General features: G+C 42.5%; 12 protein-coding genes. 7 read left to right on the top strand and 5 right to left on the bottom strand.

What is annotated here, in order from left to right:
* Positions 1 to 39: 39 nt before the first annotated feature.
* The 5 genes from BW944_RS13910 to garR all read right to left on the bottom strand — a co-directional run bounded on the left by BW944_RS13910 (position 40) and on the right by garR (position 7,213).
* Positions 40 to 819: an HpcH/HpaI aldolase family protein gene (locus BW944_RS13910; RefSeq protein ID WP_076560718.1), complete on the bottom strand. Its 780-nt coding sequence runs from the start codon at positions 817 to 819 to the stop codon at positions 40 to 42.
* A gap of 439 nt (positions 820 to 1,258) precedes the next feature.
* Positions 1,259 to 3,196: a sigma 54-interacting transcriptional regulator gene (locus BW944_RS13905; RefSeq protein ID WP_076560716.1), complete on the bottom strand. Its 1,938-nt coding sequence runs from the start codon at positions 3,194 to 3,196 to the stop codon at positions 1,259 to 1,261.
* 342 nt (positions 3,197 to 3,538) lie between these two features.
* A complete protein-coding gene (locus BW944_RS13900; protein ID WP_327291353.1) occupies positions 3,539 to 4,669 on the bottom strand; it encodes a GntP family permease in 1,131 nt (376 codons plus the stop codon).
* A 205-nt stretch (positions 4,670 to 4,874) separates the two neighbouring features.
* Positions 4,875 to 6,302: a four-carbon acid sugar kinase family protein gene (locus tag BW944_RS13895; RefSeq protein WP_076560715.1), complete on the bottom strand. Its 1,428-nt coding sequence runs from the start codon at positions 6,300 to 6,302 to the stop codon at positions 4,875 to 4,877.
* 20 nt (positions 6,303 to 6,322) lie between these two features.
* A complete protein-coding gene (gene garR, locus BW944_RS13890; RefSeq protein ID WP_076560713.1) occupies positions 6,323 to 7,213 on the bottom strand; it encodes a 2-hydroxy-3-oxopropionate reductase in 891 nt (296 codons plus the stop codon).
* Between the two features lie 212 nt (positions 7,214 to 7,425).
* Here garR and BW944_RS13885 point away from each other — a divergent pair, with 212 nt between their 5' ends.
* The 7 genes from BW944_RS13885 to BW944_RS13855 all read left to right on the top strand — a co-directional run bounded on the left by BW944_RS13885 (position 7,426) and on the right by BW944_RS13855 (position 14,234).
* On the top strand, positions 7,426 to 8,046 hold the full coding sequence (locus tag BW944_RS13885) for a GntR family transcriptional regulator (RefSeq protein ID WP_076560710.1): 621 nt from the start codon (positions 7,426 to 7,428) through the stop codon (positions 8,044 to 8,046).
* 285 nt (positions 8,047 to 8,331) lie between these two features.
* On the top strand, positions 8,332 to 8,718 hold the full coding sequence (locus tag BW944_RS13880; RefSeq protein ID WP_076560708.1) for a C40 family peptidase: 387 nt from the start codon (positions 8,332 to 8,334) through the stop codon (positions 8,716 to 8,718).
* A 107-nt stretch (positions 8,719 to 8,825) separates the two neighbouring features.
* Entirely contained in the window at positions 8,826 to 9,665 is an 840-nt protein-coding gene (locus BW944_RS13875) for a fumarylacetoacetate hydrolase family protein (RefSeq protein ID WP_076560706.1), read from the top strand.
* Positions 9,666 to 9,729: 64 nt separating this feature from the next.
* On the top strand, positions 9,730 to 11,127 hold the full coding sequence (locus BW944_RS13870; RefSeq protein ID WP_076560704.1) for a hypothetical protein: 1,398 nt from the start codon (positions 9,730 to 9,732) through the stop codon (positions 11,125 to 11,127).
* Positions 11,128 to 11,144: 17 nt separating this feature from the next.
* A complete protein-coding gene (locus tag BW944_RS13865) occupies positions 11,145 to 12,293 on the top strand; it encodes an MFS transporter (protein ID WP_076560702.1) in 1,149 nt (382 codons plus the stop codon).
* A 97-nt stretch (positions 12,294 to 12,390) separates the two neighbouring features.
* Complete coding sequence (locus tag BW944_RS13860; RefSeq protein ID WP_076560699.1) at positions 12,391 to 13,446, top strand: Mrp/NBP35 family ATP-binding protein; 1,056 nt, start codon at positions 12,391 to 12,393, stop codon at positions 13,444 to 13,446.
* Between the two features lie 191 nt (positions 13,447 to 13,637).
* Positions 13,638 to 14,234 carry a KinB-signaling pathway activation protein gene (locus tag BW944_RS13855; protein WP_084193770.1) on the top strand — a complete coding sequence of 199 codons (597 nt, stop codon included), beginning with the start codon at positions 13,638 to 13,640 and terminating at the stop codon, positions 14,232 to 14,234.
* Positions 14,235 to 14,549 lie beyond the last annotated feature (315 nt).

The raw sequence follows: 14,549 nt of genomic DNA, 5'->3' as shown, positions 1-14,549 counted from the left end.
TGTTTTGATTATTAATATTTACTTACTTTACTTCATTCATTAAGCGTTAAGTAAACCGTTTAACTGTTGAATATGCTGTCTACCAAAAGCACTTATCATTCCTTGATCTGAGCTAATCGTTACATATGTTACTCCTGCTTCAATGAACTCTTTCGCAGCTTCAGCGTTTGGGGCCACTGTTCCAACAGCTTTTCCGTGTGCTTTTACTTTCTGTATAATCTCATTAATTGCTGCTTTTACTTTCGGGTGATCGCCTTCCCCGATAACATCGAATGATTGGGAGAGATCCATAGGTCCTATGAAAACGACGTCAATCTCCTCTTCTTTTAGAATCGTGTCAAGTTGCTCTATAGCCTCTTTGGACTCACAGTGACAAACAATTAATGTTTCTTCATTCGACATTCTTACATAATCTTTGTTGTCCATTGTTCCGTAACCTGCAGCACGGTGACTGGGAGCAAAACCACGATTGCCCAGCGGAGCATACTTCGTACTATTCACGACGTGTCGTGCGTCAGAGAGTGTCACGACATTGGGAACCTGAACGCCCAAAGCACCAGAATCAAGCGCTTGCAATATTTCGGTGTCTTCGTTTTTTTTCACTCGCATTATTGGAACGACGTCGTACAATTCAGCTGTACGTATTAAATGTGCAACAGTTTCTTTGTTCAATCCGACGTGTTCAGTATCAATTACAATAAAGTCAAAACCTGCTAGACCGACTATTTCTACAGATGATGGATCCGTCATTTTTACAAAGGTTCCAATCGCGGTTTCGTTGTGCTTAATCTTTTTTTTGACAGGATTTTGTTTGATCATTAGTAATCACCTCCTCTTTTTAAAGTTAGCGCTTTCACTATTCTTATATGCAATTTTCGTGCCAACTAATGGTTTCACGTATAAAATTATTGAAAAAACATGGCGATTAGTAGATAAATGATTGAAATCTTATAATATAGAATGGTGGTCAATTTAAATTTTATTGATGGTTGAAGATAAGGGTAAGAGCTTATTCTGCCGACCCAGTTTCCTTGTGTTTACGGCTCTTAGCTGTTCTCGTGGAAGGTTTATATCAAATAAACATTAGCTCCTATATTTTGCATGGAATTCCATTGGTTTTATTTTCTAATGTTTTAAATTAATTTTTTAAAAATATAAAAATAAATGTGTAAGAACGAATGAATCCATAAAAATAAACTCAGCTATAGTTAGTTGAGTTTATTTTGAAACATATTCCTGAAACGATTGTTTCAACGTTTCAGGAATCCGGATATTTTAACAGCCCTAAGTTTTTCATTCTCCTCCATAGAGTCGTTCTACTTATACCTAGGCGTTTTGCAGCTTCCTTCTTATTATAATTGGTCTTTTTTAGTACGTCTTGATAGTATTGCTTCTCCAAGTCCTGTCTTTCTACGAAGGTATCTGAGTTTCCATTAGTGTAAGGCAACGATAGTGGTTCGACATCTCTTTCATTAGTTAATACATACTTCACATCCGATGCGGTTACTTCATTGTCGTAAAGAACAAATAAACGTTCACATATATTCTGTAATTGGCGCACGTTTCCGTCATACCTTTGTTGTTTCATTAGTTCTACTGCTTCAGGTGTAAAATTAATTTCTTTATCTTCACGTGCTTGAAAAGAGTGAATGATGTTTTCGATAAGAAATTCAATGTCTTCTGGACGCTGCTTCAACGATGGAAGTTCAATTTTTAACACCTCTAGACGATAATATAGATCTCTTCGGAATTCTTCTCCTAACAAATCAAATAATTCCTTGTTTGTGGCCGCAATTACTCTAACATTAATGGGTATGACTTTATCGTCTCCCAGTCTAGTTATTTCTCGTTCCTGAAGTACTCTTAAGAGTCTTGTTTGTAAATTGAGAGGCATTTCGCTAATTTCGTCCAAAAAAATCGTTCCATCATGAGCAAGTTCGAAAACACCTGGCTTTCCTTTCTTTGAAGCGCCTGTAAATGCTCCCTCAGCATACCCGAATAACTCGCTCTCAAGTAATTCTTCTGGCAAAGCCCCACAGTTTACAGCTACGAATGGACCACTGCTATATTCGCTGTAATTATGGATGCTCTGTGCGAAAAGTTCTTTTCCTGTTCCCGTTTCTCCGTGCAGCAATATATTGGATTGAGTTTTGCTATATCTTTTTGAGAGACTAACCGCCTTTTCCATTATTGAACTTTCATACAATATATCTTCAAAGTGATATTTAGCTACGTGTCCACGTGTGTAAATTTTTTTGCGAATTTCACCTTCCATGGATTGAATACCGGAGACGTCTTGGAATGTGACTACGTGTCCAACAATATTCTCTCTAAATTTTATATTTACTTTTCTAACCATCAATTGTGTATTCTTATAGTTGACAATCTCATTCTCAACTTCTTGTTCTTCTACCAAAATGCGATGTAGCCTACCATTAGGGATAATCTTGTCGATAAAGTTTCCTGTGATAGCCTTGCTTTTAACAGACAAGATTTCTTGGCTTGCTTTATTGAAAGCTGTAATTTCCCCATTAGTATTAGTTGCAATGATGCCCTCGTAAGCGTAATCGAGTATTGCCTTATATCTTTTAGCTCGTTCGAGTTCCTTTCTTCCAGCCTTAGCGAGACGCTTTGCTTCCGTAATAGCCTGCCATAACGCCTCTTCACCTGTTCGAATGAAGATGTTGCTCACACTAATTTCCTCGGCATACTCGCACGTTCTTTTTCCACCTATTATTACTTCGTAACCATCTTCTATCGCTGAATTGACTAGTTCCTCGTTCTGACGATGATTTTTTAAAATGTACGATTTGATAGGGATATTTATAATTTCGGAAAGTGATTCTACGCCAAAAATCATGTTTTGTGATCCTATGACAGCAGTCTTTTTCTTTCCGTAAGTCGTTTTACTTAGGTGGAGGCTTTTTATTAAATCATATCCGGGCACGGGAATATCGACTACAGGGATTTCCTGGCTATTGTTTTTCAATGTTTGGGCAAGGATACCTCTTGATATAATCACATCGCAATCGAAATGATAGGATTTCAACCTATCTCCTTCAACAACAATTTCTTCCATATGAAAAGTGTCTACAGAATCCTCTTCAACAGCTTCTACCTGGTTGTGTTTCTCAAAAATACGGTATGCATTTTCAATAAAATTAGTTTCTGGAACAATGAGAGCGATTTTTATCACAGTGATACCTCCCTATTTGCATATACAGTACCACAAATGCACTGGTATAAGTGGAATTGATAGTGAAAGTTGTATATATAGTTCAGACTTTGAGAAAGATGAAAACAAAGCTGACGTTATTTTTGATAGTGCCTTTTCTCCATCTTGAACGTGGATAATGAGTCTTTGAAAGAAAAAGCATCATCACTAACTCCAAAGGAGAGTCATGATAATGCTTTCGTTATTAGGAGAGTGACTTTTTAATTCATTTATTAACTAAATCCCTTGCGACACTCCACTAAACAAACTCAATATAAATACCATTACAAGGGCACTTACTCCAGCTACGAATCCACCTAGAGTCTAAGCACGAAGCTTTTCAGGGATGGAAAGATTGCTAAATAGGTTCACTACCCAAAATCCAGAGTCATTTGGAAGTGATAGACCAACCCCACCAGCACATATAGCCGGTCCGACCAGAACAGGGGAGACCCCTAGTTCGGAAATCATTGGACCGATAATGCTGGATGTGGTGACCAGGGCTACAGTTGTCGATCCTAAAGAAGCACGTAAGATCTGTGAGAAGATGAATGCAAGCAAGATAACAGGAATACTCCAGTTCTGCATGGTGTGAATCAAATGATCCCCAATACCACTCTCATTAATAATTGCTCCGAAACCTCCGCCAGCTCCTGTGATCAAAAGAATACTTCCAGCTGTACTAATAGCCTGAGAATACAAAGATTGGTTCGTTTCTGTAACGTACTTAGGAAGTACAATAACAGCAACCATTACAGAAATAAATAGAGCTACGTTTTTATCTCCAATAAATCCAATTGCAGTAGCAAATCCTGTACCTTCAGCTAATAAATCAGTCACTGTATTGAGTAAAATTAAAACAATGGGTAATAAAAGGATAGCATAAGACAGTCCTGTGCTGATCTTCGGCTCCTCCCTATTCTTAACAGCATCTATCTCAGAAGTACTGTGTTCAGTATAGTTTTGCTGCTTTACCCTTTTTCCAATGAACATTCCGTAGAAGTATCCCCCAACTAGGGTAGCCGGGATGGCACATAGAAGTCCGTAAACGATGAATAAACCAAGATCAGCACTTGTGTTTTCAGCTACAACAAGTGGACCCGGGGTAGGTGCAATCATGCTATGGGATACGATCAAACCAACACCAAGCGCCGTAACAAACGAAACGATGGAGATCCCTGTTTTTTTTGATAAACTCTTAATGAGACCAGTTAAGATAACAAAAGCGGCATCAAAGTAAACAGGTATACCAACCGTTGACCCCGTTAGTGCTAAACCGGCAGGGGATTTTTCTTTTCCGAATACTTTCAAAAGAGATTGAGCAATTTTTTTAATGGCTCCCGACGCAGCTAGAAATTGCCCAAATATTACCCCTAATCCAATTAAAACACCAACACCAGCGAGCGTATTTCCGAAACCGCTTACAATTATCCCTGGTACTTCCGATACAGGCAAACCTATGACAAGACCCGTCAAAAGAGCGGAAGGAAGGGATTAAGTCTCACTTTCAAAATCAAGAAAAATAGAAATGCCAGCGATAGAAAAAAGATGATAATTAATAGATTGCCAGATAACACATAATCACTCCTACAATTTAAGATGAGAGTGTCACACCTGCTCTCCTTGATAAATGGGAGCAGGGTGCATTCACCTCTTTTATTTAATTGATTGTACTCACAATTTCTTTGAGAGTATTTTTATCTCCGACATTTCCTGGAAAGATGATGTAAGGAAGGTTAGGAAACTTGCTTTGTTCATCCGTTTCCCAGACAGGAATACCTGGAGCAACTTGCCCCATGACGTTCGCCCGTTTCACGTTCAGTCCGTTGGTGCCGATATCACTCGAAGTTATGCCGCCTTTGGCGATTATATACTTCGGCTGAGTAGTCAGGGAACGAACTATTGTTGTTACAGCTTTAGAGATATCCACGGATAGCTGCAGTTCTTCTTCCTTCCGGTCTTCCCCAAGATCAAGCCTTTCTCTTCTCGTGTAAATGACGGTTGATTTTCCGGATCTGATGGAAGATTCCGTCTCATCAGTTACTCTTTGTACTTCATTCTTAAACGCTTCTTTATCTGTAACGAGATGACTATCAAATTCAATAAACACCAATGAATCTAAGTTTTTTAATTCTTTTAATTGCTCCGTTGTTTTTTGGACATGGGATCCTACAATCACAAGGCCTCCATGCCTTGTGTGCTCATGAACCAGCTGATTTTTGGAAAGCAATGGTTTGCTCGCCACATTTCCGATCACCTTGGTAAAGGAGGCAGCTGTGCGGAACAAGAATTTTTTACCACTTTCAACAGCTTTGATCAATGCTATGGAGAAAACTTGAAGATCTTCTTCGGTAACAGCGTCAACAACAATTTTCCTGAACCCTGAAACAGTATGCAATTGGGAAATGATCTTCTCTATATCCATACTTCTTAAAGATTCTAACGTAATTACTATTGTTTCTTTTTTAGAAAAACGCCCGTGCGTTTTCTCTTCGACATAGTCACGAAGATCACTGGAGCGAAACCCGAATGTACGATCATTTGCGAACTCCGTCTCTCCCGCTGGGATATAGCCGGTTTCATTTTTCACGTAGTGAGTACCATGGATGGTATATCGACCACCCTCTTTGAAGAAAGGAATCAATATCTCCCCGTCGAATGTGGTTTGAGAGTAACGTTCTATTTCGTCTTTTAACGTTTCGGTTTCCACTGGATAGTGTCCTCGCAACGTTGAATCACCACGACTTATTAAAAGGTAGGGCTTATTCGTTTTTTTCGATATAGTTTCTATGCGCTCAGCAATCGTCCTATGAACGTCAATCGTATCCTTTTCGCTAAAAGAACGAGAGTTGGTCAAAATAAAAAACATTTGATTGTCTTCTTCAAAAGCATTCTTGAGCGTTTCCTGTTCCCAATCTGTATACACAGAGATATCGTGAACTGTCTGTACGCCCGTAGGATCATCATCCAAAACGACAACTTTATGATGAAAAGAAGAGTGCGTTTCACCCCACATTCGTTGTAAAGTGTCACTATCCTGAGTAGCCAAATTTTTAATGTAATCTTCGATGTGTAGAGATTGATCCATGTCGTTCATCCTTTCTATACTTATTTATCATTCTTCACTTCCATACGCGCCAACTTCTCGTAATATTGAATGAGACCACCGTGATCGTCACTTCCCTTACCATCACTAATTAGATCTTGGTACATCTCAAGTACTTGACGCGATAGGGGGAGGTCGAGATCCAATTCTTCTGCCGTGCCCATTACGTTTGTGAGATCTTTTGCATTAATATCTATACGTCCCCCGGCCACGAAATTACGCTCCAATAACAAGGGTGTTTTTGCGTCGAGAACTGCACTTCCTGCTAACCCTCCTCGTACTGCTTTATACATTTTTTCAAGATCGATATCAGATTTCGCAGCAAGAATGAAAGCCTCAGACATAGCAGCAATATTCACGTTCACCATCACTTGATTAGCAAGCTTAGCTGTTGTACCACTTCCTACGTCGCCCACTAATACAATATTTTCGCCCATGACGTCGAAAAGTGATTTAATATTTTGGAAATCATGTTCATTTCCCCCAACCATGAAGGAAAGCGTTCCATTAATCGCTCTCGGTTCTCCACCACTAACAGGGGCATCTATCAAAGAAAAACCATGGTTGTTCAATTTTTCATTAAAATCCCTGGTATCTACAGGGGAAATTGAACTCATATCAATGATAATCTTTGAAGAACCTCTAGCTTCAACAATTCCGTTTTCACCGAAAAGCACGCTTTTCACATGGTCTCCTTTAGGAAGCATGGTAAATATAACATCGCTTTCTTCTGCGACATGAGTAGCGTGTAAACCTTCTGAGGCTCCAAGCTTAATAACATCGTCCATAGCCTTTTTATTCAAATCAAAGACCGTTAAGTTATACCCTGCGTTCACCAAATTCGATGCCATGGGTTTACCCATGATTCCTAATCCTATAAATCCAACCCTCATGTTCTTCCCTCCATAAAATAGCGCTTTCATATTGAATTAAAGTTATTGTAGTACAAAAAACAAATTTTGTATACACTTTATATAAAAATGTATACAAAATTGAATTTGCTGCACCATGTTCATCTAATAGAGGTTTGTGAGAATGTTATAATAGAAGATAGAGAAGAGGACAAAAGAAACTTTTATAAACCTCAGTGATTGGAGAAACTATAATGATGAATACACCTAAACGAAATTCTGCTTATACTCAAGCGTATGAATATTTAAGAGAGAAGATATTGAACGGAGACATTGAAGGAGGCCATAAGTTAGTTGAAGATCGATTCGCTAAAATGCTTGGCGTGAGTCGAACTCCAATCCGAGAAGCGCTAAGAAAGCTTGAAGAAGAAGGGTTGGTCAAACAAAAACGGGTGGTGAAACCAACAGAATCCGACCTTCGAGACATCTTTCGAGTACGAATGCTTTTAGAAGGGGACGCTGCACGAGCAGCTGCTTACTATATGGATAATAAAAGGCTGGCTACTTTGAAGGAAAGTATAGATGTTAGCAAACGAGGTAACTATGAAGAGATAATGGTCTCAAATAAACAATTCCATGATGTTATTGTAGAAGCTAGCAACAATAGATTTATGATTGATGCCATCAATCGAATGCAATCAATTATCTACTTGTTTCGAAAAACGGTTGTGTACCATAACCGTCCTAGACTGATCGAAGAGCATGAAGATATTTATCAAGCTATTGTGAATCGCAATGCGGAGAAAGCAGAAAAATTAATGAGGGATCATCTACAAGCAGATTTAGACTTTTTTCTATATGTTTCTAAGGATTGAAAATTTGTAAAAACTTTTTATAAAAACAAAGTTCCTTCAATGTCTAAATTACGTCAAACATTGAAGGATATTTCTACTTCTATTGAATAGGAAGCACAATTGAAATAATTTCACAATGGTTAGAGTATATTTATTCCCTGCAGTCACAACTTCAGCATACATAAGATTAAAATAATCGAAGTAGCTTTCAGATGTTGGTTATATTTAATGGCATACTGAAAGATAGAAAAGGGAAATCACAACAACTAGAAGCGTTTGAAGAAAACAAGGCTAGGGGGTGAAGGTATGAAAATTTATTTTTCCCGTAATACGTCAGTGCTATCAAGACTCATACAGAAATTCACAGCGGGAAGATGGAGCCATAATGCGATATGGATCGACGAGTATCACATCATCGATTCCCGCTTCCCGAAAGGTGTCCAGATCAGACATTTCGACTTGAAAGAGTACGAAATACTGGAGATTGAAGGGAACGAGAAAGAAGCATTGAAACATATCGAAAAGCGATATGATTTGTGGATGTTTTTCTGGTATATCTTCAAATACGGCAAGAGGTGGAACAACCCGAACCAGATGATCTGCAGTGAACTGATAGCGGAATGTGCGAAAGATGAGAATTTACGGGGGAAGACTCCGAGTGAACAGTACAGGTATCTGAAACGTCGTGGGTAATCCTGAGGTGGTACTATTCGTGAATAGTTAAGCATAGCAGCACCAGTATTTCCTGTTTTTGTGATAATATAAGGAAGGAATGTCAACAGAGTCGAGGAGGGTCAGCATTGAAAATCGTAACGTTTTGGAAAGATGATAAATGGACACCGGGGATTTACACAGACGAGGGAGTTTGTGACGTATCCGAAAAAGTGGATACGGTGCCGCAACTCCTTACCTGGTTGGAATCGTCCATTGAAGAAGTGAGTGCTTACGTCGAAGAGGCCCCTCTCGTAAAGGAAACAACGCTTGGTCCGTGTGTCGACCGTCCGGAAAAAATCATTTGCAGCGGGTTGAACTACCAGGAGCATGCGGATCGATCCGGCATGGATGCACCGGAATACCCGCTTCTTTTCAATAAATTCGCTAATGCGCTGACAGGTTCTCATACGTCTGTCGTTATCCCATCGGATGCAAAACAGATGGACTACGAAGCGGAACTGGCGATCGTAATCGGGAAGCGTGCTAAACACGTAAGTAAGGAAGACGCCTTTCAGTGCGTGGCCGGCTATGCTCCTGCTAACGACTTGTCAGCAAGAGATCTACAGTTCCGGACGAAGCAGTGGCTTGTCGGAAAATCACCGGATGGTTTCTGTCCGATCGGTCCTTATTTGACAACGGTGGACGAAGCGGGAGACCCGGGTAAGTTACAGATCCAGTGCCGGGTGAACGGCGAACTGCGCCAGGACTCGAACACCTCCGATCTCATTTTCGATTGCGCTACTCTGATCAGCTACATATCTGCCTACATAACGCTCGAACCGGGGGATGTGATTCTGACCGGAACGCCTGCAGGGGTCGTAATGGAACTCGATGATAAAGATTGGCTCGAAGACGGCGATGAAGTCGAAGTGTCCATTGAAGGTCTCGGAACTCTCGTGAACACGATGAAAAGGGAGAAGAGCTGACGGGCAGGAACGCCGTCAGTTTTTCTTTGTGAAGCAAAAGTAGAAGGATAGGAGGAGAGGGATTATGGCGTGGGGGCTTCGTGTCACCGTCGTTTTGTATGCGATTTTACATTTCTATACGTATTTCCACCCGCAGTCTCTCGTAATCCAACTGTTGGCGGTAACCGGCGGCGGGCTTTTTTTATTTGCACTGGTCCGCACCGGGGCCCGGCAGTTCAAGCTGCCTTTGATTTTGTTCACAATCGGGATGATCATTACGGACTGGTCCGGGCATAACATCACGGAAGGCATGGAGAACGGATTTCTGCTGATGCGTGACATCATCGGTCTGTTGATCATCATTCCTTTCATCAGTATCGTGTTGCGGGAGGATGATTATTTATCGGCTGTTCTCCGTGCCGCCCCGCGACTGATCGATTCCAGCCGGAAACTGTACACCGGGATAACGCTGTTCACGCAGGTAATCGCCCACTTTCTCCTGTTCGGTGTGATTCCGATGCTTTATGAATTCGTGAATGACTTTTTGAAAAACGAACGGGGCGAAGCGTGGGAGCGGTTCAAAGGAACAGCGCTGCTGCGCGGTTTCGCTCTGTCCACGTTATGGGTGATCAGTATTCCGAGCTTTATATTCGCGGTGGAGACGATGGGGGCGTCGCTCTGGCTCGCGATGCTGCAGGGCTTTTTTCTTGCTATGGTCGGTACCTTGATCGCCGTCGTTTTTTCGAAATTCGAGGAAAAGAAATCCGGCGTTTCTCTTACGGAAGGGATCAAGGAAGAGCTTTCTGAAATACTCCGGCAGCAGGAGACAGGGGACAGGAAGAAAGCGGGAGAGTTCGTGCTCCTTTTCGTTTCCCTTTTTGGTCCTATTTTCCTTTTGCATGCCCTGTTTGCGGCCGAACTGATGATCACGATTCCGCTCGTCATCATCGTGTGGGGCCTCCTTTATTATACGGTGAAGCAAAAGGGGAATAAGCTGTGGGAGGAAAGCAAGCGGTACGTAGTGAATGAAACACTCGGAAAAGGGTATCAACTCAGTGTCATGCTGAGTGTCGGAACGTTGATCTATTCGCTGAATCAGACGAATTTCGCGGAAAACGCTGTCGTGCTGCTGGAAGTCGTGGAACAACAGCTGCCGGTCGTCAACTTCCTCAGCCTGCTTCCGTTCATCGTGATTCTTCTCGGGTTCACCGGGCTCGGTCCTTTGACTGTAATGGTACTCGTCGCCGGTATTCTGACAAGTATCGAACTTCCATATCCGCCTGAATTGATCGTGCTTGCTGTGACATCGGGGAGTGTCATCTCCATTGTCCTGTCTCCGCTCATTATGCCGACGATTGTGCTGAGCGGGTCGAACGGAATCAATTCATTTAAGAACGGAATCGTCTTTAACTGGAAGTTTTCGCTCGTTTTCTACGCGGCGGTCCAGGTATATGTACAGGGAGTCGTCTATTTTGTAACGTAAGTTCTGGAGGAGTCCTCATGACGAAAATTTTGTATTTCATCATCGTTGTCACGTTCATGGATACATTCGTACAGTTGCCGATCATTTCTCCGTTTGCCGTGGAATTGGGCGCAAGCGAACTGATGGCCGGTCTGATTGTAGGGATCTATTCGTTTTCCAATATGTTCGGGAATATTCTCGGGGGCTATGGCGTCGATCGGATCGGCCGGAAAAAAGTCCTCCTGTCCGCGATGGCTTTCGTGTTTCTCCTGCTTTTGTGCTATCCGCTGGTAAATACGGATGAACAGCTGTTGCTGCTCCGTTTCGTCCACGGCATATTCGGCGGGGTGCTGATTCCGGCTTCATTCGCGATTGTCGGGGACCTCTCACGCAGAAATCACGGGGAAGCCTCGATGGCATATACAGGAGCGGCTATCGGTATTGCCGCAATCGCCGGTCCCGCTATTGGAGGTATTATGGCTACGCGTTCCGACATTTCGTATGTCTTTTTATTCGTGGCGGGCCTTTTCCTGATTGCATTCATTCTCGGTTGGAAATTCGTTCCTGTCACTTTACCCGAAGAGAAAAAAAGGGAGGCTGTCGGAAACGGGTTCGTCTCATTGCTGAAAAACAAGGTGCTGTGGCAGGCGTCGATTGCCGCTTTTGCTCTCATGGTAAGTAATGGGACGTTGGCGTTCGCTTTACCTTTCCAGGTGGAAGGTTTCGGACTTCCGGCTTCTCTTGCCGGAGCGTTTTTGAGCGTGTTCGGGATTACGGCGCTGATTGTTTTTATCACGCCTTTGAATAAAGTGTATCGCCTCTATTCTCCACTTCTTCTTGTCATCGGTGGGCTCGTGCTGATCGGTTTGTCGCTTATGGCGTTGAATATCGTCGCGGGTGTTGCGTGGACGGTGGTGCTGATGGTGACGTACGGATTAGGATTCGCCCTTTTGTTTCCTTCGATGAACGAAATGATCGCCCGTACCTCAAAAGAGAAGGAGAGAGGGAAAGCGTACGGCATCTTTTACGCCTTCTTCTCCCTCGGCGTCGTCACAGGATCATCGGGAGCAGGGGCAGTAGAGCAGTGGTTCGGGTCTCCGTTTTTGATAAGCGGCGGTTTTATTCTCCTGGTGAGTGCTCTACTGCTCGGCAGTGGAAAAGTTCCCCGGAAGTCTTTCGCGAAATGAAGAAAAGAAATTAAGCGGGAGATATAAGCAAATTACTTAGTAAGCGTTTCACATATGTTATACTACGACTAGTGATTATGAAAGGGTGGTGAACGATTTGGTAACAGAAGAAAGAATCAGGGAAATCCTTGAATCTGTCGAGGATCCGTTTTTACATAAAACGTTCAAAGAAACAGAAGGTATAGAAGAGATAAAGGTGAAAGAAGAGAAAGAGCACGTGAGCGTAAAGCTTCTTATCGCCAAAACGAATACAGCAGAACAGATGCAGCTTCAGCAGAGTATCGTCAATAAACTGAAAGAAGAAGGAGCGGCTACCGTCGGTCTTCGCTTCGATCAACTGCCGGAAGAGACGATCGGTAAATTCCAGCAAGGGGTCGAAGATGAACAGGAAATGAACCTCATCGGTCAGACGGGCACTAAATTCCTTACGATTGCGAGTGGTAAAGGGGGCGTAGGGAAATCTACGGTTACCGTAAACCTTGCGATTGCTCTCTCCCGGCTCGGAAAGAAAGTCGGCATCATTGACGCGGATATCTACGGCTTCAGCGTGCCGGACATGATGGGTGTCGAGGAACGACCGGTCGTACGTGGAGAAAAGATCATTCCGGCTGAGCGTTTCGGCGTGAAGCTCGTGTCTATGGGATTCTTCGTGGAAGATAACTCTCCGATCATCTGGCGTGGGCCGATGCTCGGGAAAATGCTGACCAGTTTTTTCAAAGAAGTGGAGTGGGGCGACCTCGATTACCTGCTTCTTGACTTGCCACCGGGAACCGGAGACATGGCGCTCAACGTACATTCCATGCTGCCTTCTTCAAAAGAGATCATCGTGACGACACCTCACCCGACAGCGGCATTCGTTGCGGCTCGTGCAGGTCAGATGGCTCTGCAGACGGAACATGAGATTTTGGGAGTCATTGAGAACATGTCTTACTTCGAGAGTGCGGAAACCGGAAAGAAAGAATTCGTATTCGGCAGTGGCGGCGGAGCCAAACTCGCTGAACAGCTGAAGACGGGCGTGCTCGGTCATATCCCTCTGCAACAGCCTTATGAAGAGGAAGATATCTTCGCGCCGGCTGTGTATCAGGAGAATCACCCTACAGGTGTCATATACCGTAATATCGCGGCCAAGGTCATCGACAGTTACGAAGACTGAGGATAGAGAGATGTCTGAACCGGAAACGCGTAAAATCAGATGAATGAATCTGGTTTTACGCGTTTTTTTTATCACCCGGGACGGAAGGTTTCCCTTCTCTTTTTGAATATTTTGTGCCAGAAACCAAAAAACACTCACTTCATGATAAAATACGTGAGGTGAGAAACATATAAGAACAGGGAGGAAATGATGTGAACACTCGTAAATTGGTTCGGATGTTTATGACTACGCTGGTACTTGGAGGAATAGTCGTCCTCGTGGCCAGTTTCTTTTTCCGACCCGATGCATATAGAGAAGCGATGGACCCTTTTCAGGCTGGGGAGTTTTTCGGAGTTCTTCTCTTTTTCCTGGGGTACGGTTTAATTTTCAGTGTGATAAGTCAAATGGGATTTTTCGCTTATTTAATGATCAACCAGTTTGCGATAGGGATGTTCCGCGGCTTTTGGCGGCCGCTACAGGCATTCCTTATCGTATTTACATTGTTCGATCTCGTTTATTTCCGTTATTTGGCTGATGAGGAGGGGAGTTTATGGGGATATCTTTTAACAGCCGTCGTTCTGTTACTGCTGTCTTATCTTGTAGCGAAACGAAAAGCATACGAAACGAATCCTTCCGCTTTTCTGCCGGCATTGTTTTTCATGGTGGTAATCACTACATTGGAATGGCTGCCGGGTTTGTACCTTGAAGACAGCGCCTATACATGGCTTATGATTATAGGGTTGTTTGTATGTAATACGTATCAGATCCTATTGCTTCACCGTCTTACCGGAACCGTGAAAGAAGCGTAAATGCTCTTTTGCGGTTTTTGTTTAAAAAGTATTCAAAAGGAAACGAAAAAAATCATGAAAAAGTATTGCATTATAAAATGAAATCATGCTATATTATTAATCGTTGTCGGAAAAGAAAACGGCAACCGAACAAAAAAAGCGAAACAAAAACTCAATTATCCATTGACTTTCTGAGGTCAAACTGGTAAATTAGATTTTGTCGCAAAAAAGACATGTAATCGATCTTTGAAAACTGAACAATGTTTTATGCCATGCGTCAATTTTTAAAGCAAGACAACATGAGCTAATCAATCGCTCTTTTATGGAGAGTTTGAT

Origin of the sequence: Salimicrobium flavidum (assembly GCF_900156645.1) — a bacterium.
Classification (GTDB): domain Bacteria; phylum Bacillota; class Bacilli; order Bacillales; family Halobacillaceae; genus Salimicrobium; species Salimicrobium flavidum.
The sequence above is the reverse complement of the archived record's forward strand: the minus strand, read 5'-3'. Positions and strand labels throughout refer to the sequence as shown.

Bases quoted from the DNA above. Each gene is read 5' to 3' on its own strand.
- BW944_RS13910 (WP_076560718.1), bottom strand. From the start codon at position 819: ATGATCAAACAAAATCCTGTCAAAAAAAAGATTAAGCACAACGAAACC.
- BW944_RS13895 (WP_076560715.1), bottom strand. From the start codon at position 6,302: ATGGATCAATCTCTACACATCGAAGATTACATTAAAAATTTGGCTACT.
- garR (WP_076560713.1), bottom strand. From the start codon at position 7,213: ATGAGGGTTGGATTTATAGGATTAGGAATCATGGGTAAACCCATGGCA.
- BW944_RS13885 (WP_076560710.1), top strand. From the start codon at position 7,426: ATGATGAATACACCTAAACGAAATTCTGCTTATACTCAAGCGTATGAA.
- BW944_RS13880 (WP_076560708.1), top strand. From the start codon at position 8,332: ATGAAAATTTATTTTTCCCGTAATACGTCAGTGCTATCAAGACTCATA.
- BW944_RS13870 (WP_076560704.1), top strand. From the start codon at position 9,730: ATGGCGTGGGGGCTTCGTGTCACCGTCGTTTTGTATGCGATTTTACAT.
- BW944_RS13865 (WP_076560702.1), top strand. From the start codon at position 11,145: ATGACGAAAATTTTGTATTTCATCATCGTTGTCACGTTCATGGATACA.